The organism is Streptomyces sp. NPDC017943 (genome assembly GCF_044328425.1).
GTDB lineage: Bacteria > Actinomycetota > Actinomycetes > Streptomycetales > Streptomycetaceae > Streptomyces > Streptomyces djakartensis_A.
Genome location: NZ_JBIRHH010000003.1, coordinates 556,610 through 575,660, shown reverse-complemented (window position 1 = coordinate 575,660; position 19,051 = coordinate 556,610). Strand labels below are relative to the sequence as shown.

Below are 19,051 nucleotides of genomic sequence, written 5' to 3'. Positions count from 1 at the left end.
GTGCGAGAGGCGGACACCGTTCGGCACGCCCCGCCCGCATCTGGGAACGACTGCGGCCGGTGGGCCGCCCTCCCGTCGCGCCATCCGTGGCAGGACCCATCTCGGACCGAACAGCCGCCCCACCGGGCCGCGTTCGCGGAGGGCGGCGACCGGGAAGAATGAGGGTCGGGCCCGATGGTGCGCGCCGTCGCCGGAGGAGAGGCTGGAGCCCAGGTGAGAACGGCCGGCCGGTCACCGGTGAGCCGCCTCCCCGCGCACCCGGACCCGAACCCCACGACGTGCCCTGGCCCGGTGTGCCCTGCCTGCGGCGCTGCCGGCCGCCGGAGAGGAGAAGCCGTGACCCAGTCCGACGACGCGCGCCTCGTGGACCTGCGGACCCGTCTGGAACGGCAGGACCCCCGGTTCGCCCACGCCATGAGAGCCGGCCGGCCGGCGCCGCCCCGCGAGTACCGGCGCACCGGGCCCCGCTGGGGGCTGGCGATCGGGGTGGTCCTCCTGGGCGCGGGCATCGTCCTGGCCCAGGGGCTGCTCATCGCGAGCGGGCTGGTCGTCCTCGGCATGGCGGCCCAGCTGATCGACCCGGACCCCCCGCGCACGGGGCACCGGAGCCCCGGCCCCCGCTGACCCCTCCGCCCCTCGCGCCGCCCTCCGTGTAGGGGACCGCCCGTCACTCCCTCGGGCACCGGACCCGCCCCCCCGGTCGCCGGTGGCCGGATTCCGCCGACCGAGTGCGCTCGTAACCCGTGTGAACGTCCCGGATGGTGGGAGCGGCCGGTCTGACTGACGGTGGTTCACGTCGAGACCGGGTCTCGTGAGTCGGCGAGGCGCCGACTGCCCGGTTCGCGACGGAAGGACTCACCGATGCGCTCTGCCCGCATGCTGCTCGCCACGGCCACGGCCACGGCGGCCCTCGCGATCGCCGCCCCCGGCGCCTACGCCCAGGTCATGGGCGACTGGGACGACGACTCCACTTCCTACAGCAAGGAGCACGACAAGCACGACAAGCACGACAAGCCGCACGGCGGGATGCACACGGGTGGCGGAGCGCTGACCGCCGTGACCTCGGACGGCGACTGGGACTCCGGCGACGACGAGGGCAAGCCCGAGGACGAGGGCAGCGAGGAGCAGGGCAAGCCCGAGGACCAGGGCGGCCACGACGAGCAGGGCAAGGACGACGAGCAGGGCAAGGAAGAGGAGCACGGCAAGCACGAGGACCACGGCAAGGAGGAGCACGGCGACCACGAGAAGGACTCCTCCTGGGGCGGCAAGCACGAGAAGCCGCGCGGTGGCATGCACACCGGCGGTGGCGCCCTGGCCCTGGTCAACTCGGACGACTGGGAGAAGCAGGACGGCGGCTACAAGGAGGACGGCGACAGCGGCTGGTCCGGCAAGCACGAGGACGACTCCTACGCCGACAAGGGCGACGAGGGGTACAGCGGCAAGCACGACAAGGGCTCGTGGGAGGGCAAGCACGACAAGCCGCGCGGCGGCATGCACACCGGTGGCGGCGCGCTGGCCAACACCTCGGGTGTGACCGCCGGCGGGCTCGCGGTGCTGGCGGTCGCCGGTACCGGTCTGTACGCGCTGCGCCGCCGGAAGGCCGCCCAGGGCGTGGCGTGACCGATGCCCGACCTCATACCGGCCGCCGCACGCGCTCCGCGCGTCGCGGCGGCCCGGCTCGTCCCGGTGCGGGCCGTGCCCCCTGCTGTGCCCTGAACAAGGTGGTTATCGATGGCGGTCAGCCCCCCTGCCCTTCCCGACCCCGAACCCGCGCCGTCCCGGAAACGGCTGCGCGCCATAGTGGCGGTGCTGTGGTCGGCGGCCGCGCTCGCGGTGCTCCTGAACCTGACCGGCGGCCGGGGCGGCTCCTTCGACGCCGGCGGAGCGCCGCACGCCCCGCCCGCCCTCCCCGCCGCCTCGGCCGCCCCCTACACGCCGCCCGGGGCGTCGGCGTCGCCGTCCGCCGAAGGACCGCGGATGTCCCGCTCGCGGCCGGTCCGCCTGCTCATTCCGAAGATCGGCGTCGACGCGCCCTTCACCGACCTCGCCATCGGTGCCTCCGGCATGCTCGACCCCCCGCCCGCCGACGACACCAACCTCGTCGGCTGGTACGCCGAGGGCCACTCGCCCGGCGAGCCGGGGACCGCGATCATCGCCGGGCACGTGGACACCAAGACCTCCCCGGCCGTCTTCGCCGGCCTGGGTGAGCTGAAGAAGGGCGACAAGTTCCACGTGACGCGGGCCGACGGCAGCAGGGCGGACTTCGTCGTCGACGGCAAGGAGTCCTTCCGCAAGGACGACTTCCCCAGCGAACGGGTCTACGGCGACACCCCCCAGGCCCAGGTCAGGCTGATCACCTGCGCCGGCGCCTACGACCGCCAGGCCCGGGACTACACCGAGAATCTGGTCGTCTTCGCCCACCTCGTCTGACATCCGGTGCCCCTGCCCTGACTTGGTGTTTTACAGTGACAGCCACCAGTTCAGGCGACTGTGGGACCTGTGAGGGATGCGCGAAACATGACGACCGAAACGTTTGAGTTCCAGGTAGAGGCACGCCAGCTGCTCCAGCTGATGATCCACTCGGTCTACTCGAACAAGGATGTCTTCCTGCGCGAGCTCGTCTCCAACGCCTCCGACGCGCTCGACAAGCTGCGTCTGGAGAAGCTGCGGGACGACGCGCTCGACGCCGACGTGTCCGATCTGCACATCGAGATCGACGTCGACAAGGAGGCCCGCACCCTCACCGTGCGGGACAACGGCATCGGCATGTCGTACGACGAGGTCGGCCGCCTCATCGGCACCATCGCCAACTCCGGTACGGCGGCCTTCCTCCAGGAGCTGCGGGAGGCCCAGGAGGGGGGCGGCGCGGAAGGGCTCATCGGCCAGTTCGGCGTCGGCTTCTACTCCGGGTTCATGGTGGCCGACGAGGTCACGCTGGTGACCCGGCGCGCCGGCGAGGACCAGGGCACCCGCTGGAGCTCCCGCGGCGAGGCCACCTACACGCTGGAGAAGGTCGACGACGCGCCGCAGGGCACGTCCGTCACCCTGCACCTCAAGCCGGCCGACCCCGAGAACCAGCTGCACGACTACACGTCCGAGTGGACGATCCGGGAGATCGTCAAGCGGTACTCGGACTTCATCACCTGGCCGATCCGGATGGTCCCCGCCGGGGACGACGGCGACGGCGCGCCCGCGCCCGAGACGCTGAACTCGATGAAGGCGCTGTGGGCGCGCTCGCGGGAGGAGGTGTCCGAGGACGAGTACCACGAGCTGTACAAGCACATCAGCCACGACTGGCGCGAGCCGCTGGAGACGATCCGGCTCCAGGCGGAGGGCACCTTCGAGTACCAGTCGCTGCTCTTCATCCCCGCGCACGCCCCGCACGACCTGTTCACGCGGGACTTCAAGCGCGGCGTCCAGCTGTACGTCAAGCGCGTCTTCATCATGGACGACTGCGAGGCGCTCCTGCCGCCGTACCTGCGGTTCGTCAAGGGCGTCGTCGACGCGCAGGACCTCTCGCTGAACGTCTCCCGCGAGATCCTCCAGCAGGACCGGCACATCCGGATGATGCAGCGCCGGCTCACCAAGAAGGTGCTGTCCACGGTCAAGGACCTCATGACCAAGGACGCCGAGCGCTACGCCACGTTCTGGCGGGAGTTCGGCACCGTCCTGAAGGAGGGCCTGGTCACCGACCCCGACAACCGGGAGGCGCTGCTGGCCGTCGCGTCCTTCGCGACCACGCACTCCGAGGACGAGCCGACCACGCTCGCCGGGTACGTGGAGCGCATGAAGGACGGCCAGGACGCCGTCTACTACATCACCGGCGAGTCCCGGCAGAGCATCGAGAACTCACCGCACCTGGAGGCGTTCCGGGCCAAGGGCGTCGAGGTGCTGCTGCTCACCGACCCGGTCGACGAGGTGTGGGCCGACGCCGTCGGCGAGTACGAGGGCAAGAAGCTGCGCTCCGTCACCAAGGGCGAGATCGACCTGGACTCCGAGGGCGAGGAGAAGGCCGGCGAGGAGCGGGAGAAGCAGGCCGAGGAGTTCGCCGGGCTGCTCGGCTGGATGCGCGAGCAGCTGGACGAGGACATCAAGGAGGTGCGGCTGTCCACGCGGCTGACCGTCTCCCCGGCCTGTGTGGTCTCCGACGCGCACGACCTGACCCCGGCGCTGGAGAACATGTACCGGGCCATGGGCCAGGAGGTGCCGCGCACCAAGCGGATCCTGGAGCTCAACCCCGGTCACCCGCTGGTGAAGAGCCTCAACCAGGCCTATGCCGACCGCGCGGACCGCAGTGAGCTCGCCGAGTCCGCGGAGCTGCTGCACGCCCTCGCGGTGCTCGCCGAGGGCGGACAGCCCAAGGACCCGGCCAAGTTCGTCCGGGCCGTGTCGGAGCGCCTGGAGCGCACGCTGTAGCCGGGGAGGGATCAGGGGTGGTCCGGGGTGCCCGCGGGGCGGGCGCCGGGCGGGGTCGGGCCGGTGCCCGGCGGGACGACCTCGCCCTGGACCACCCGCGGCGCGGGGGCCGTGCCGGCCTCCTCGTCCTTGGCGGCACGCGCCTCGGCCTTGAGGATGCGGGCCGCCTTGCCGGCCGAACGGGTCAGCTCGGGCAGCTTCTTGATCCCGATGACAACGGCGACGACGACGAGAACGATCGCCAGCTCGCTCAGTCCGAACATGGTGTCCTGTCCTTTCTCACCCGGGCCGGGCACGGCGCGAGCGTATCGGGCGGGGAGCACGGCGTGATCCCCGTCTCGGGGTGCGGGAGCAGGTGCCGGCGCAGGTGCGGCAGCATGCCGCGGTCGAGCAGGGCCTGCCGCCAGGCCAGCCGGGCGTGCTCCACCTGGTCGGGGGCGGGCGGGACGCGGCGGTCCAGGGCCGTGCGCAGCAGCGCGGCCGCCGCTACCAGACCGGCCCCGGCGGCGACCGTCGCGAACGTCCAGCCGCTCGCGAGGAGCGAACCGGGCAGCGGTCCGGGCGCCCCGACGGCGTGGAGCGTCCCGCCGAGGGCGAGCAGCACCACGGCGGCCACGGCGGTCACCAGGGGCGTGAGAACCGCGAGGGCGGGCAGCAGGCTGCCCGTGCCGAACGGCGGCTGCGGCCGGCGCCGCGCCGCCCGCCGCACGGCGAGAAGGTCCCGGTAGGGCTCCCCGGCCGCCGCCACGACGGCGTCGGCGTGGGCGCGCGCGTAGGCGCGCAGGTGGGCCGCGGCCCGGCCGTCCGGGTCGGCGCCGAGGGCGTCGCGGATGCCGGCGCTGCCGAGGGCCAGGTCCAGTACGGCTTCGAAGTCGGCGCGGTCCTCGGGCGCGAGGCGGGGCGCAGCGGCCACGTGGTCTCCCGGTCGGTCGGTCGGGGGGCGGTCGCCGGGCGCGGGGTCAGACGCCGACGCCGAAGTCGGAGGCGATGCCGGCCAGCCCGGACGCGTAACCCTGGCCGACGGCACGGAACTTCCACTCGGTGCCGTGCCGGTACAGCTCGCCGAAGACCATCGCGGTCTCGGTGGAGGCGTCCTCGGACAGGTCGTAGCGGGCGATCTCCCGGTCGTCCGCCTGGTTCACCACCCGGATGAAGGCGTTGCGCACCTGCCCGAAGCTCTGACCGCGGTTCTCGGCGTCGTGGATGGAGACCGGGAAGACGATCCGGTCGACCCCGGCGGGCACGGCGGAGAGGTCGACCTCGACGGTCTCGTCGTCGCCCTCGCCCTCGCCGGTGAGGTTGTCGCCGGTGTGCCGGACCGAACCGTCGGGGCTGCGCAGGTTGTTGTAGAACACGAAGTGCCGGTCGGAGGGGACCTTGCCGGAGGCGTCGAGGAGCAGGGCCGAGGCGTCGAGGTCGTAGTCGGTGCCGGTGGTCGTGCGGACGTCCCAGCCGAGACCGACCAGGACGGCGGTGAGCCCCGGCGCCTCCTTGCTGAGCGAGACGTTGCCACCCTTGGACAGGGAAACTCCCACGGAACACTCCTTCTACGTGAATCGGGCCGGTGCGAACGGGCCAGAATTGAATCTACAGCACTGTAGAAGATGGGGGGCGGGTCCGGCCGGTCTATACGATGTCCGCACGGGCAACGCAGGGCGGCGCGAAGGAGGCAGGGCGGTGACGGATGACCGGCAGCGGCCCCGGCGGGGGCAGGGCGAGCTGGAGGCGCTGGTGCTGTCGGCGCTGCGGGAGGCGGACGGGCCGGCGACGGCCGGCTGGGTGCAGGAGCGCCTCGGCGGCGGCCTCGCGTACACCACGGTGATCACGATCCTGACGCGGCTGCTGGGCAAGGGCGCGGTCACCCGGGAGCGGGTGGGCCGGTCCTTCGCCTGGACCCCCGCCGCGGACCAGGCCGGTCTGGCGGCGCGCAAGATGCGCAAGGTGCTGGACGCCGAGAACGACCGCGAGGCCGTCCTGGCGAGCTTCGTCACCGGGCTCGGTCCCGAGGACGAGCGGTTGCTGCGGGACCTGCTGGAGCAGGAACACGGCGACGGGGAAGACTGACGCCGCATGGGGGTCTTCGTCTTCCTGCCGCTGGTCCTGCCGCTCACGGCCTGGCCGGTCGCGCGCCTGGCCGAGCAGCATCTGCACCCGCGCACCGCGACCCGGCTGCTGACCGTCCTGGCCGCGGTGCTGGCACTGTGCAGCACGGTGTGCCTGGCCCTGGTCATGGTGGTCGGCACCGCCCAACTGCCGGGCAACCCGCTGCCCGACGGCTGGTCGGACCCGGAGGTGCGGGCGGCCGTGCCCTTCGACGAGGTCGTCGGCAAGGCCGCCATCCCGGCCCTGTGCGCGGTGGTCGCCGCCTGCGCCCGGGCGCTGTGGCGGCACGGCCGGGTGCGCAGGCAGGCCCACCGTGCGCTGGCCGGGCTGCCGGACACGGAGGTGACGGTCCTGCCGGACGCCGTCCCCTACGCCTACGCGCTGCCCCCCGGCGGGCGACGGGCCGGCGACGGGGCCGGGCGCGGGGGAGCGCGGCGCCCCGCCGCGGCCCGGGGCCCGGGAGCCGCCCACCCGGGCCCGGGACCGGGGCGCGCACTCCGGCGGGGGAGGGGCCGGGTCGTGGTGACGACCGCCCTGCTGGAGCGGCTGCGGCCGGCCGAGCGGCGCGCCCTGTTCGCCCACGAGCGGGCCCATCTCACCGCGCGCCACGACCGGTTCCTGCTCACCGTGCAACTCGCCGCCCGGGCCAACCCGTTCCTGCGTCCGCTGCGCACCGCCGTGGCCTACACGGCCGAGCGGTGGGCGGACGAGGAGGCGGCGCGGGTGGTCGGCAGCCGGCGCACGGTGGCGCGGGCCATCGGCGCGGCCGCCCTCGTCTCGCGGGGCACCCCGGCGCCGACCCTCGCGGGCCTGGCCGCGCCCGGGCCGGTGCCGCGCCGGGTGGCGGCCCTGCTCGGTCCGGCGCCCGCCGGGCGCAGCTGGCCCCCGGTGTTCACGGCCGTCGGCCTGGCGGCCTGGGGCGCGGCCGCCGGGACGGCGGTGTCGGCGATGTCGTCGGCCAACGCGGCCGTCACGATGGTCCTCATCCTGCACGCCGCGACACCGCTGTGAGGAGCGGGCGCCGCTCTCCGCGGCGCCCGCACATCCGCCGGGGCCGCTCAGGCCTCCTCTTCCTCCTCCTCGCCCTCGAAGAAGTCCCCCACCTCGTCGACCACTTCGCTCGCGACCATGCCGCCGACGACACCGACCGCGAGACCGGCCGCCCCTGCGGCGACCACGGTCCCCATGCCGGGACCCTGCCGCCGCTCCCCGTGGTGGTGCCCCTCGTGACCGTGGGCCGGCAGAGCGCCGTGACCGGCCGGGACGCCGTACCCGGCCCGGTGCTCGACCAGGTGGTGCAGCCAGCCGTCGACGACCGCCGTCCAGTCCTGGTGCTCGACCCCGTCGTGGGAGACGGCGAACCGGGTGAGCGCGTCGTGGCCGGGTGCCGGGAAGCCGCCGCGCTTGTCCGCCTCCAGCACCACCTCCACGCCGTCCGGCCGGGCCAGGAAGGTCACCTCGATCTCGTGCACCTGCTGGGCGTACTGCGGCGGCGGGACGAGCTCGATCTCCTGGTAGAAGGGAAGCCGCTGGTCCGTACCGCCGATGTGCCCGAGCTCCAGGTCGGCCGACCGGAAGCCGAACCCGAGACCGCCGAGGGCTTCGAGGACCGCCTCCTGGACGGGCAGCGGCGTGACGCCCAGCGGGTCGAGGTCGCCCTTGTCCTTCGCACCCGCCACCGACAGCTCCGTGCGCACGCCGAGGACGACGCCCAGGCTCTGGCCGTGCAGTTCGGTGATCGGGGTCTCCCACGGCAGGGTCACCTCGAACGGCAGGGTGCGCCGCTCGCCCTCCGCGAGCCGGAAACCGCCGCCCACGGTGAACCGGTCGAAGGCGACGACGCCCTCGCTCTCGCCGTCCTCGTGCTCGGCTTCCACCCGGGCCACGAGTTCCAGGGTGATGTGCTCGATCTCGAAGTCGGCCCTGCCGCCCTCCAGTTCGACCCGGCCGCCGAGCGTGCCGCCGGGCCGGACGGGGGCGGGGTCGAGGACGGTGTCGACGGTCGGTCCGCCGACACCGATCGCCCCGAGCAGTCGTTTGAACACCATGGTGGCGTCCACTCCTTCACGTACGTGTACGAGCTTGCCTCTACAAGCGTGTAGAAGCATAGTCCCGCTCCGGCCCGTGCGTGCTCCACGGCGGCACCCACGGGCGGGAATCGGCCGAAAGAGGCGGCACTCGGCCCAGGCGGGCGGTCAACTCGTCGAGCAGGCGGTGCCGTTCAGCGTGAAGGCCGCCGGGCCGGAGTCGGTGGCGCCCCGGGTGGCGGTGAAGCCGAGCGTGACCGATCCTCCGGCCGGGATCGTCGCGGTGTAGGGGGCGGCCGTCACGCTCACCGCGGACCCGCTCTGCGTCACCGTGCCGCCCCAGAGGTTGTCGACCCGCTGGCCGTCGGCGAACGTCCAGCGCAGCGTCCAGCCGTCGACCGCGGCGGTCCCGGTGTTGCGCAGGACGATCTCGCCCTGGAACCCGCCGGGCCAGCTGCCCGTCACCCGGTAGCCGACGCCGCAGGACGGTGACGGGCCGCCCGGCGCGGTCGTGACCGTCACCGTCGCCGAGCGGGCCGAGCGGTTGCCCGCGGCGTCACGGGCGTAGACGGCGAAGGTGTGGGAGGTGGCGGGGGACAGCCCGGTCAGGGTGGCGGTGGTGCCGGTCGTGGAGGCGACCGCGGTCTCGGTGCCGGAGCCGATCCGCACGACGTCGTAACCGGTGACGCCGCCGGCGTCCGAGGACGGGGCCCAGCTCAGGGTGGCGGAGGAGGACGTCACACCGGAGGCGGTGGGGGCGCCGGGTGCGGTCGGGGGCGTGGTGTCGCCTCCCCCGGAGGAGTACACCGCGGCCTCCTCGGCGGTGGCGGCGATGCCGTTCACGCCGTTGAACAGGCGCTGACCCCAGGGCGTGAGCCGGTCCGGGTCGAAGCCCGTGACCATGTCCAGGTATCCGACATCAGCGCTGTTGCCGCTCCAGGACCAGCCGAGGTAGCCGAGGCGGAGTTGCTCGGCGACGGCCAGGACGGTGTCCTCGTCCGGATCGCCGTCCGAGTGGTCATGGCCGAACTCGCCCACCACGAGGGGCAGTTTGGCGCCGGCGAACCGGTCGAGATAGGCGGTGATCTCGGCGGCCGTGTCGAAGACGCCGTACATGTGGACCGAGAACACGGTGTTGGCGTCGGGATCGGAGGCGAACACCGAGGCGGCGTTGTCGCGCATGGTGAACGCCCAGTCCTGGCCCCAGTTGGGCGCGTCCACCATGAGCGTGTGGGCGAGACCGGCGTCGCGCAGCCGGGCGATCGCCGCCTTGGTGTCCGCCGTCCACGCGGCGTGACCGACGTTGCCGTACGGCTCGTTGCCGATGTTGACGATGATGTACTCCTCCTGGCCGGTGAGCGCGCCGCGCACACTGATCCAGTAGTCGGCGGCGCGGGAGAGCGGGACGGCGCCGCTCTGCTCGCCGTAGCCGGTGGTGTCGTGCACCTCCAGGACGCAGATGAGCCGGTTCCGCTTGCACTGCGCCACGACGTTCGCCACGTCGGCGGTGTCGTTGCGGGTCCAGCGGTCGCCGCTGGACAGGACGACCCGCACGGTGTTGGCGCCCTTGGCCTTGATGTGGGCCAGGGAGCCGATCCGGTCGGGGTACCAGGTGTGGGCGTGGTTGACCCCGCGCATCACGAAGTCGTTGCCGCCGGCCTCCAGGAGGCGGCCGTCACGGACGTGGAAGCCGATGGGGGCGGCCACCGCCGGAGGAGCGGCGGTGAGGAGGGAGAGCAGAAGGGTCAGGAACGCGGCGGCCGCGACGGCGACGCGGGGGACGGGGGTCGCGCGGGGTCTCATGAGGGCTCCTGCGGGTGGGGGGAACGGGACGGTCCGTCGTACATGGGAGCGCTCCCATGCATGTAGCCACCGGTGCCCACGGACCGTCAAGAGGCCGGCGCGGACGAGACGCGAAAGAGGCGCGGCTCGTCCGAGCCGCGCCCCCTGCGCGGGCGTCCCCGCGGGGTCAGGCCGCCGTGCGCCCGCGCCGCACCGCCTTCTTCAGCAGCGGCCAGGCCAGCAGCAGCACGATCGCCGCGTACACCGTCACCGCGAACGGCGTGTCGACCAGGCCCGACACGCTGCCGTCGCTGATCTGGAGGGCGCGCCGCAACTGCTGCTCGGCGTTGGGCCCGAGGATCACGCCGATGACGGCGGGCAGCACCGGCAGGCCGTACCGGCGCATGCCGAAGCCGATCAGGCCGATGACCAGCAGGATCACCAGGTCGACGACCTCCCCGCCCACCGCGTACGCCCCGACCGCCGCGAAGAACATGATCCCGGCGTACAGGTACGGCCGCGGGATGCGCAGCAGCTTGGCCCACACGGGCGCCAGCGGCAGGTTGAGCGCGAGCAGCAGCACCATGCCGACGAACAGGGAGGCGATCAGGCCCCACACCAGGTCCGGTTCGCGCTCGAACAGGAGCGGGCCGGGCTGGATGCCGTACTGCTGGAAGGCCGCCAGCATGACGGCCGCGACCGCCGTGGTGGGCAGGCCCAGGGTCAGCATCGACACCAGGGTGCCGGCGGCCGAGGCCGACGCCGCCGACTCCGGACCGGCGACGCCCTCGATGGCGCCCTTGCCCCACTCGTCCCGGTGCTTCGACAGGCGCTTCTCCGTCACGTACGACAGGAAGGTGGGGATCTCCGCGCCGCCCGCCGGGATCGCGCCGAACGGGAAGCCGATGAACGGGCCGCGCAGCCACGACCTCCAGGTCCGCTGCACGTCGTCCCGCCCCAGCCAGGGCCGGCCCACCGGGATCGGCTCGGGCGGGCTGCGCCGCAGATGCGCGGCCACCCACAGGGCCTCGCCGATCGCGAAGAGACCGACCGCGACGATCACCACGTCGATGCCGTCGGCCAGTTGGAGCGCACCGAAGGTCAGGCGCTGCTGCCCCGTCATCTGGTCCAGGCCCACCAGCCCCAGGGTGAGTCCGATGAGCAGGGAGGCCAGGCCCCGGACCCGCGACGAACCCAGGACCGACGTCACCGCGATGAACGCCAGCACCATGATGGCGAAGTAGTCCGGGGCGCCGATGTCCACGGCCAGTTCGGCGACCGTCGGCGCGAGGGCGACGAGCAGGAGCGTGCCGACCATGCCGCCGGCGAAGTGCCCGATCGCGGCCGCCGCCAGGGCCTGGGCGCCGCGCCCGGACTTGGCCATGGGGTTGCCCTCCATGGCCGCCACCACCGCCGCGCTCTCCCCGGGGGTGTTGAGCAGGATGGAGGTCGTCGAGCCGCCGAACATGGCTCCGTAGTAGATGCCGGCGAACATGATGAACGCGCCCGTCGGATCGAGCCCGTACGTCACCGGCAGCAGCAGGGCGACCGCCATCGCGGGCCCGATGCCGGGCAGCACGCCGATGGCCGTGCCGAGCAGCACCCCGACGGCGGCCCAGAGCAGGTTGATCGGGGTGAGGGCCGTACCGAAGCCGTCCAGGAGGGAGTTAAAGGCGTTCATGTCACAGCACTCCCATCAGCGGGCCACCGGGCAGGGGCACTCCCAGCAGGTTGTCGAAGACCACGTAGGTGAGCAGGGAGAGCCCGGCCGCGATGAGCGGATCGCGGTCGGTCCTGCGGCTGCCCAGCGCGAACGCCGCGCCCCAGAACAGCAGCGCGCCCGCCACGGGGAAGCCGAGCGGCTCGATCAGCACCGCCGCGCCGAGGAACACCCCGGCGAGCAGCGACACCGTGCGCCAGTCGGCGGGTTCGGACAGGTCGACGTCCTCACCGCCCTCGGCCTGGCCCCGGCCGCCGCGCAGCACGTCCACCGCGAGCAGCGCGGCGATCACCAGCAGACCGGCGCCGACGACGACCGGCACGGTCCTCGGGCCGACGGGGCCGCGCTGGGCGATGTCGACGTGCATGGTGAGCGTGTCGGTCAGCACGAGCACGCCCAGCGCCAGCAGCAGGACGCACACGCCGAGTTCGGAGTGCTCCCGCAGCCAGGAGCGGCGCTCACCCTGCTCGGCGGGGGGCGCGCCGGTGGTCGGCGTCGTCGTCACAGTCCCAGCTCCTTCAGCACCGACACCACGCGCTTGTCCTCGGCGTCGAGGAACGCGCCGAACTTCTCACCCGTGAGGAAGGCGTCGTCCCAGCCGTTCTGCTCCATCGACGTGCGCCACTCGTCCGAGCCGTGGAGCTCCTCGACCAGCCGCACGAGCTTCTCGCGCTCCGCGTCGTTCAGGCCGGGCGGGGCGACGATGCCGCGCCAGTTGGTGAAGTTCACGTCGTAGCCCGCCTCCGTCAGCGTCGGTGCGTCCAGTCCCTCGACCCGCTCCGGGCCGGTCACCGCCAGCAGGCGCAGCTCGCCCGCCTTGATCTGGTCGAGGTACTCGCCCACTCCGGAGACGCCGAAGGCGACCTTGTCGCCGAGGATGGAGGCCAGCAGCTCACCGCCGCCGTCGAAGGGGATGTAGTTGACCTGCTTCGGCGGGATCCCGGCGGCCTTCGCCATCAGCATCGGGGCCAGATGGTCGGGTCCGCCGGGCGAGGACCCGCCGCCCACCGGCAGCTTGCCCGGGTCCTCCTTCCAGGCGCCGATCAGATCGTCGATCGTCTCGTACGGCGAGTCCTTCGCCACGACCACCACGTCCTGCTCCTCGGTGAGCCGGGCGATCGGGGTGGTGTCGCCGAGCGTCCTGGGGGCGTCGTTGGACCGGACGGCGCCCACCACCCCGAGCCCCATGGACATCGCGAGCTTGCCGTTGCCGTGCTCGCTCACCAGACGGGTCAGGCCCACGGTGCCGCCCGCGCCGGGCAGGTTGAACACCTCGATGTTGTGGGTCAGTCCGGCGTCCTCGGCGTTCTTCGCGGCCGTCCGGGCCGTGATGTCGTAGCCGCCGCCGGGCGTGTTGGGGACCATGAAGCGCAGGCCCGGGATCTGTGTGCCGGTCCCGGAGCCACTGCCGGCGGTGAGCAGCGGAGGTCCGGCGAACACGAGCACGGCGGCCCCGAGCAGGGCGAGGGGGGTGCGCAGGCGCACGAGTGCCACCACCTGTCGGTACGTCGTTGCGGGTAGGGAAAGGCCCTGTGGGGGAGGGTGAGGTGGGCCACATGGTGCCCGGACGCCGACGGGCTGTCTCGCTTGCGCAACCAACGGATGTTGTGGTCATTGCGGTCGTGGCGCAGCCGCCGCCCCAGGGCGTCCGCAACGACGAAAGGGCCCCGGCGCCTGCGCGCCGGGGCCCCTCGCTCGGGACGGACTAGCCGGTGTGCACCTCCAGGGCGGCCCGGACGGCGGACTCCAAGGCTCCCTCGATCCAGGCCGGCTTCACCGACGTGTGGTCCCCGGCGAAGTGCAACGGCCCCTCGGCCGCGGGGATCGCCTGCAGCAGTTCCGTGTGCTGTCCGGGCAGCAGCACGGACGCCTCCCCGTAGGCGTACGGGTCGCGCAGCCAGCTCTGGGTGCGGCCCGCGCCGGTGTAGAAGACCTCGATGCGCCGCCCGTAGACCTGTTGCAGACCGCACAGCGCGTGCGGGTAGCGGGCCTCGTCGTCCAGGGAGTCCCAGCGCAGGGCGTCGTCCGCCCAGCTGTAGGAGGCGAGGACCACACCGCCCGGGCTGCCCGGAACCGGGTGCGAGGGGTTGAACATGAAGCGGTTGGCGTTGTCCGACACCGAGCCGCCGCCCACCACGCCGGCCGCCTCCGGCTGGTCGCGCCCGATCGCGCGGTTGGCGGCGTAGTGCGTGCGCTGGGCCGCCGTGATGTGCCCGCCCGGCACCGAGGGGTGCGCACCCAGCAGACTGCCGTCCGCGGGCGCCCGGCCGGTGCGGTACGCCTCGTACAGGCCCGGCTTCACGGCGTTCAGTTCGCGCTTCCAGTCCGCCTCGTCGAACTCCCACCAGCGGCGGCTGAACTCGAGCAGCACCTTGGTCGCGCTGTCGTAGTGCAGTTCGCTGACCGCGCGGCGCTTGCGGTACGACAGCGGCGGGTCGACCTGCACGTGCCGCAGCCCGGAGAACGGCACGGTCACCACGGCGACGTCGGCGGTGAACTGCTCGCGGACGACCGGGCCGTCACGGCCCTCGGACACGGTGTCGACCCACACGTGCGGGCCCTTGCCCCGCACATGGCCCCCCTCCGGCGCCGGACGGTCGGGGTGGTGGTACTGGATGCGCGTCACCCGGCGGTCGAACCGCACCTCCTTGCGCACCCGTTCCAGCAGCGCGTCCGGCAGGACGGCCGTACCGCCCTCCAGTTCGTAGAAGGGCGTGTCCGGGCTGATGAGGGAGGAGCCGATGAAGCTGTGGATGAACGACAGCGGCAGGCGGGAGGTGAGGTTCTCCAGGGTGCCGATCAGGTCGACGGTGCGCTCGTCGAGGCCGGCGTGCTCGGTGAGGAAGCGGAACATCGACCAGTCACCGAACCGCTGCACCACACGGGCCCAGCCGCGCAGCCGTTCGGGCAGGGGCTTGTCGACGCGCTTGCCGTCGGGCCCGACGCGGCTGAACTCGTCGCGCACCGGGTCGAGGGCGGCGCGCAGGATGGCGGCGGCCGGGGTGTCCCAGTGGGCCTTCGGGACGCCGAAGGAGCGGTTCACGCGCCGGGGCGAGCGGGCGTAGTCGGCGCGCCGCACCCGGATGCCGTTGACGTGGATCCAGGTGCGCGCGGCGGGGCGGCCCTCCTCGTCGACGTCGACGTAGTGGAAGCGCCGCTTCTTCAGGTCGAGCTGGTCGATGAGCTGCATGACCAGCGGGTGGCTGCCGGGCAGGCGCATCGCGCCCGCCTCGGCGTACTGACGGGGGTCGGCGAACGGCTGCGCGGCGCCCTCGTGCCCGCCCTTGCGGAACGTCTTGACGCGCCCGCCCGCCCGGTTGCCGTTGGCCTCCAGGACCGTGACCCGGTGCCCCGCCCGCTTCAGCAGCCAGGCGGTCACCAGCCCCGCGGGGCCGGCGCCCACGACGAGGACGTCCTTGGGACGGGTCCGGCGGGGCGGCAGCCCGTCCCGCAGGACGCGCTGGTAGCGCGGGACGAGGGGGCGGTCGTCCGAGTCGAGGACGAGCAGGGCGCGGGCCACGGCGAGGGACCGCTCGGGGTCGGCGCCCCGGGCTGCGCCGGGGGCGACGCCGGGGGCGGGTGGCGCGGCCGGTGCGGGCAGGGCCGTGGCGGTACCGCCGGTGAGGGCCGTCGCCACGGTGGCCGTGCCGGCCACCGCCGCGAAACTCCGCCGGGAGAAGCCGCCGTCCGGGCGCGCCACCGCGTGATCTTCAGTCATGGCGATCTTTGTAGCGGTCGCCGATCCGGGGCCGCCGCCTTTCGCCCGGGCGTTGCCCCCAAGGAGCGAATCCCGGGCAAAACCCGCACGTCACGCGTGAGATGACGCTCTCGGCACGCTCGGTGGACCCGAAGGGATGAATGCGCGACGGAACCGCGCTCGCCGTCCCGTACGAGCCCTCAGACTGCGACATGCGTATTCACACCCGCGCTCTCCGTCCGTCCGCGCGCCGCACGCGCACGGCGGCGCCCACCGGCGCACGGAAGGGCCGGGGCGACGGAAGGGGAAGGGTGGCGCAGCGGCGCACTTCGTTCGGTGACCGGGCCCGTTACTGGTTCGACAGCACACTGGCCCGTGGCGCCTCCGCCCTGGTCGGGTGGATGGCACTGCTGTGCCTGGCGGTCGTCGTCCCGGCCAGCGCGGTGGTGGTGTGGACCGACCCGGACGCGCCCGAGGCCCTGCCGGACCGGCTGGGGCAGGTGTGGCACCTGACGGGGGAGACCCTGCGGCTGGGCGGCGCGACCGGCACGCCGCTGCGCGTGACGATGTCGGTGCTGCTCGCCCTCGTGGCGCTGCTGTACGTGTCGACGCTGGTCGGCCTGATCACCACGGCCCTCACGGAACGGCTCACCGCGTTGCGGCGGGGCCGCTCGACCGTGCTCGAACAGGGGCACGTCGTGGTCCTCGGTTGGTCGGAGCAGGTGTTCACGGTGGTCGGCGAACTGGTCGCCGCCAACGCCAATCTGCGGCGCGCCGCGGTGGCGGTGCTCGCCGACCGCGACAAGACCGCGATGGAGGAGGCCCTCGGCACGAAGGCCGGGCCCCTCGGCCGCACACGGCTGATCTGCCGCAGCGGCCCCACGACCGACCCGGCCGTGCTGACCCTGACCAGCCCGGCGACGGCCGGTGTCGTGCTGGTGCTGCCCCGGGACGAGCCGGACGCCGACGCCGAGGTCGTCAAGACGCTGCTGGCGCTGCGGGCCGCGCTGGCCGGGGCCAAGAGCCGCCCGCCCGTCGTCGCCGCCGTCCGCGACGACCGCTACCGGCTGGCCGCCGTCCTCGCCGCCGGGCCGGGCGGAGTCGTCCTGGAGAGCGACACGGTCACGGCCCGGCTGATCGTCCAGGCCGCCCGCCGCCCCGGGCTCTCCCTGGTCCACCAGGAGCTGCTGGACTTCGCGGGCGACGAGTTCTACCTGGTCGGTGAGGCGTCCCTGACCGGCCGGACCTTCAGCGACGCGCTGCTGTCCTATCCGACCTCCAGCGTGGTGGGACTGGTGCGCGGCGACACCCCGCTGCTCGCCCCGCCACCGCAGACGGCCATCGCCGCGGACGATCTGCTCATCGTCGTCTCCCGCGACGACGACACGGCCTGGCCCGGCGAGTGCGGGCAGTGGGTCGACAAGGCGGTGATGGCGGCCGGCCCACCGACACCGGCGCGGCCGGAGCGGGTCCTGCTGCTGGGCTGGAACCGCAGGGCGCCGCTCATGGTCGACCAGTTGCGCCGCCGCGCCCTGCCCGGGTCGGCCGTCGACGTGGTGGCCGACTGCGGCGAGGAGACGGTCCGGCAGGTGCACGAGTCCGGCGCGCACCACGGCACCGACCTGGCCCTGACCCTGCACCAGGGGGACGTCACCCGCCCCGAGACCCTGCGTCGGCTGGACGTGCACTCCTACGACAGCGTCATCGTCCTCGGCCGGGACCCCGTGCCCGGGCAGACCACGGACCACCCCGACAACCGCACGCTCGTCACGCTCCTGCTGCTGCGCCAGCTGGAGGAGGCCACCGGGCGGGAGCTGCCGGTCGTCACCGAGCTGGTCGACGACCGCAACCGGGCCCTGGCCCCCATCAGCCCGGGCGCCGACGTGATCATCAGCGGCAAGCTCATCGGCCTGCTGATGGCGCAGATCTCCCAGAACCGGCACCTGGCCGCGGTCTTCGAGGAACTGTTCTCCGCCGACGGCACCGGCATCCGCCTGCGGCCGGCGGGCGACTACGTGCTGCCCGGGTGCGAGACGGCCTTCGCCACCGTCGTGGCCGCGGCACGGCAACGGGGTGAGTGCGCCATCGGCTACCGCAGCCACGACGAGGCAGCGGCCGGCCCCGGCCACGGGGTGCGGGTCAACCCGCCCAAGGCCGAGCGGCGCCGCTGGACGGCCGGGGACGAGGTAGTCGTCGTCGGCCGGGACTGACGCCCCCCCGTGCCGTCGAATCCGTCCGCCTGCCCATAAGCCACCTGGAAAAACGATGCAATGCGGCTGTGTGTTCAGCGAAAGGCCGGGCATCAGGAGTGGCGGAGGTGGACAAGAATGGTTCCCTTGCTTCTCGTCCTGCTGCTGGCCCTGATCCTTTTCGGCGCCGGATTCGCGCTGAAGGCGCTGTGGTGGGTCGCGGTGATCGTGCTGGTGGTCTGGCTGCTCGGTTTCGTGCTGCGCGGTGCGGGCAGTGGCGGCCGCCGGAGCCGCTGGTACCGCTGGTAGGCCCGGCCGGCCCGTTCCCCGGGCACGGAACGCCGGGAACGGGGTAAAGGGAAAAGACTCAATTCTCCGTACGAAAGGGGTTCCTGTTCATGGCCGACACGAACGACGTCGTCGAGCTCATTCTCCAGGACCATCGGCGCATGGAAGAGCTCTTCCGTCAGATGCGCAGCGTCGAAGCCGACCGTGAGGGTGCCCTGCGCGAATTCTCGGACCTGCTGATCGCGCACGCGGTCGCCGAGGAGTCCGAGGTGTACCCGGCGCTGAAGCGGTACAAGAACATCGACGACGACGAGGTCGAGCACGGCGAGCACGAGCACGAGGAGGGCAACGAGGCGCTCCTCGCCCTCCTCCAGGTGGACGAGGTCGGCTCCGACGAGTGGGACGAGAAGCTCGAGGAGCTGGTCGAGGCCATCACCCACCACGCCGACGAGGAGGAGCGCACCATCCTCAACGGTGCGCGCGAGAACGTGGCGATGGAACGGCGCGAGGAGCTGGGCGTCGCCTTCCTCGAGGAGCGCGAGCGCCAGTTGAAGGCCGGCTGCGGTTCCGTGGACAACGTGCGCAAGATCGTCGAGTCCTGACCCGTCGGGGCCGGTACGCCCGGCCCCACCAGGACGAGCGCGAGGGAGCCCAGACCCACCAGGGGTCCGGGCTCCCGGTGTGTCCGGTGTCCCGTTGACCTGACGGGGCGTCCGGTCGCCTGGCGTTTCCCCGCGATCGATCGGAATTCAAGCACTGTTGCGGTGCGACAGGTGTGAGCGTCCAGCGGACGTGGTCATCCTCTTGTCATGAACCTGCGGTCCGATGG

Annotated in this window: 18 protein-coding genes; 9 read left to right on the top strand and 9 right to left on the bottom strand. The window is 73.0% G+C overall.

Translation table 11 applies throughout. The annotated features are described in order from the left end of the window. Positions 1–336 precede the first annotated feature (336 nt). The 4 genes from ACH4C6_RS12010 to htpG all read left to right on the top strand — a co-directional run bounded on the left by ACH4C6_RS12010 (position 337) and on the right by htpG (position 4,416). Positions 337–624, top strand: a complete 288-nt coding sequence (locus ACH4C6_RS12010; RefSeq protein WP_398108441.1) for a DUF3040 domain-containing protein — start codon at positions 337–339, stop codon at positions 622–624. Between the two features lie 237 nt (positions 625–861). After that, a complete protein-coding gene (locus ACH4C6_RS12005) occupies positions 862–1,620 on the top strand; it encodes a hypothetical protein (protein ID WP_398108440.1) in 759 nt (252 codons plus the stop codon). A gap of 111 nt (positions 1,621–1,731) precedes the next feature. Next, a complete protein-coding gene (locus ACH4C6_RS12000) occupies positions 1,732–2,430 on the top strand; it encodes a class F sortase (RefSeq protein ID WP_398108439.1) in 699 nt (232 codons plus the stop codon). Between the two features lie 87 nt (positions 2,431–2,517). After that, complete coding sequence (gene htpG, locus ACH4C6_RS11995; protein ID WP_398108438.1) at positions 2,518–4,416, top strand: molecular chaperone HtpG; 1,899 nt, start codon at positions 2,518–2,520, stop codon at positions 4,414–4,416. Positions 4,417–4,427: 11 nt separating this feature from the next. On the opposite strand, the gene ACH4C6_RS11990 is transcribed toward htpG, so the two are convergent. The 3 genes from ACH4C6_RS11990 to ACH4C6_RS11980 are packed head-to-tail and all read right to left on the bottom strand — an operon-like array spanning position 4,428 to position 5,951. Next, positions 4,428–4,679, bottom strand: a complete 252-nt coding sequence (locus ACH4C6_RS11990) for a twin-arginine translocase TatA/TatE family subunit (protein ID WP_398108437.1) — start codon at positions 4,677–4,679, stop codon at positions 4,428–4,430. Then, on the bottom strand, positions 4,667–5,329 hold the full coding sequence (locus ACH4C6_RS11985) for a hypothetical protein (protein ID WP_398108436.1): 663 nt from the start codon (positions 5,327–5,329) through the stop codon (positions 4,667–4,669). The genes ACH4C6_RS11990 and ACH4C6_RS11985 overlap by 13 nt, the downstream gene beginning before the upstream one ends. A 46-nt stretch (positions 5,330–5,375) precedes the next feature. Next, positions 5,376–5,951 carry a TerD family protein gene (locus ACH4C6_RS11980; RefSeq protein ID WP_398108435.1) on the bottom strand — a complete coding sequence of 192 codons (576 nt, stop codon included), beginning with the start codon at positions 5,949–5,951 and terminating at the stop codon, positions 5,376–5,378. A gap of 142 nt (positions 5,952–6,093) precedes the next feature. On the opposite strand from ACH4C6_RS11980, the gene ACH4C6_RS11975 reads away from it, so the two are divergent. Together ACH4C6_RS11975 and ACH4C6_RS11970 are read left to right on the top strand one after the other, a co-directional pair. After that, positions 6,094–6,480, top strand: a complete 387-nt coding sequence (locus ACH4C6_RS11975) for a BlaI/MecI/CopY family transcriptional regulator (protein ID WP_398108434.1) — start codon at positions 6,094–6,096, stop codon at positions 6,478–6,480. Between the two features lie 6 nt (positions 6,481–6,486). Then, on the top strand, positions 6,487–7,530 hold the full coding sequence (locus ACH4C6_RS11970; RefSeq protein ID WP_398108433.1) for a M56 family metallopeptidase: 1,044 nt from the start codon (positions 6,487–6,489) through the stop codon (positions 7,528–7,530). Between the two features lie 47 nt (positions 7,531–7,577). Here ACH4C6_RS11970 and ACH4C6_RS11965 read toward each other — a convergent pair whose 3' ends face one another. The 6 genes from ACH4C6_RS11965 to ACH4C6_RS11940 form a co-directional block, all read right to left on the bottom strand. Further along, positions 7,578–8,567 carry a sporulation protein gene (locus tag ACH4C6_RS11965; protein WP_398108432.1) on the bottom strand — a complete coding sequence of 330 codons (990 nt, stop codon included), beginning with the start codon at positions 8,565–8,567 and terminating at the stop codon, positions 7,578–7,580. 147 nt (positions 8,568–8,714) lie between these two features. After that, a complete protein-coding gene (locus tag ACH4C6_RS11960; protein ID WP_398108431.1) occupies positions 8,715–10,349 on the bottom strand; it encodes a cellulase family glycosylhydrolase in 1,635 nt (544 codons plus the stop codon). A 166-nt stretch (positions 10,350–10,515) separates the two neighbouring features. Next, a complete protein-coding gene (locus ACH4C6_RS11955; RefSeq protein ID WP_398108430.1) occupies positions 10,516–12,009 on the bottom strand; it encodes a tripartite tricarboxylate transporter permease in 1,494 nt (497 codons plus the stop codon). A gap of 1 nt (position 12,010) precedes the next feature. Further along, complete coding sequence (locus ACH4C6_RS11950) at positions 12,011–12,553, bottom strand: tripartite tricarboxylate transporter TctB family protein (RefSeq protein ID WP_398108429.1); 543 nt, start codon at positions 12,551–12,553, stop codon at positions 12,011–12,013. After that, on the bottom strand, positions 12,550–13,533 hold the full coding sequence (locus ACH4C6_RS11945; protein ID WP_398108714.1) for a Bug family tripartite tricarboxylate transporter substrate binding protein: 984 nt from the start codon (positions 13,531–13,533) through the stop codon (positions 12,550–12,552). Before ACH4C6_RS11945 ends, ACH4C6_RS11950 begins: the two co-directional genes overlap by 4 nt. A 220-nt stretch (positions 13,534–13,753) precedes the next feature. Beyond that, positions 13,754–15,766 carry a flavin monoamine oxidase family protein gene (locus tag ACH4C6_RS11940; RefSeq protein WP_398108428.1) on the bottom strand — a complete coding sequence of 671 codons (2,013 nt, stop codon included), beginning with the start codon at positions 15,764–15,766 and terminating at the stop codon, positions 13,754–13,756. 290 nt (positions 15,767–16,056) lie between these two features. Between ACH4C6_RS11940 and ACH4C6_RS11935 the strand changes: the two genes are divergently transcribed. From ACH4C6_RS11935 to ACH4C6_RS11925, 3 genes are all read left to right on the top strand, one after another. Then, positions 16,057–17,955, top strand: a complete 1,899-nt coding sequence (locus tag ACH4C6_RS11935) for an NAD-binding lipoprotein (RefSeq protein ID WP_398108427.1) — start codon at positions 16,057–16,059, stop codon at positions 17,953–17,955. Positions 17,956–18,072: 117 nt separating this feature from the next. Further along, positions 18,073–18,243: a hydrophobic protein gene (locus ACH4C6_RS11930; protein WP_398108426.1), complete on the top strand. Its 171-nt coding sequence runs from the start codon at positions 18,073–18,075 to the stop codon at positions 18,241–18,243. Between the two features lie 89 nt (positions 18,244–18,332). Then, positions 18,333–18,824: a hemerythrin domain-containing protein gene (locus ACH4C6_RS11925; RefSeq protein WP_398108425.1), complete on the top strand. Its 492-nt coding sequence runs from the start codon at positions 18,333–18,335 to the stop codon at positions 18,822–18,824. The last annotated feature ends 227 nt before the right edge of the window (positions 18,825–19,051 follow it).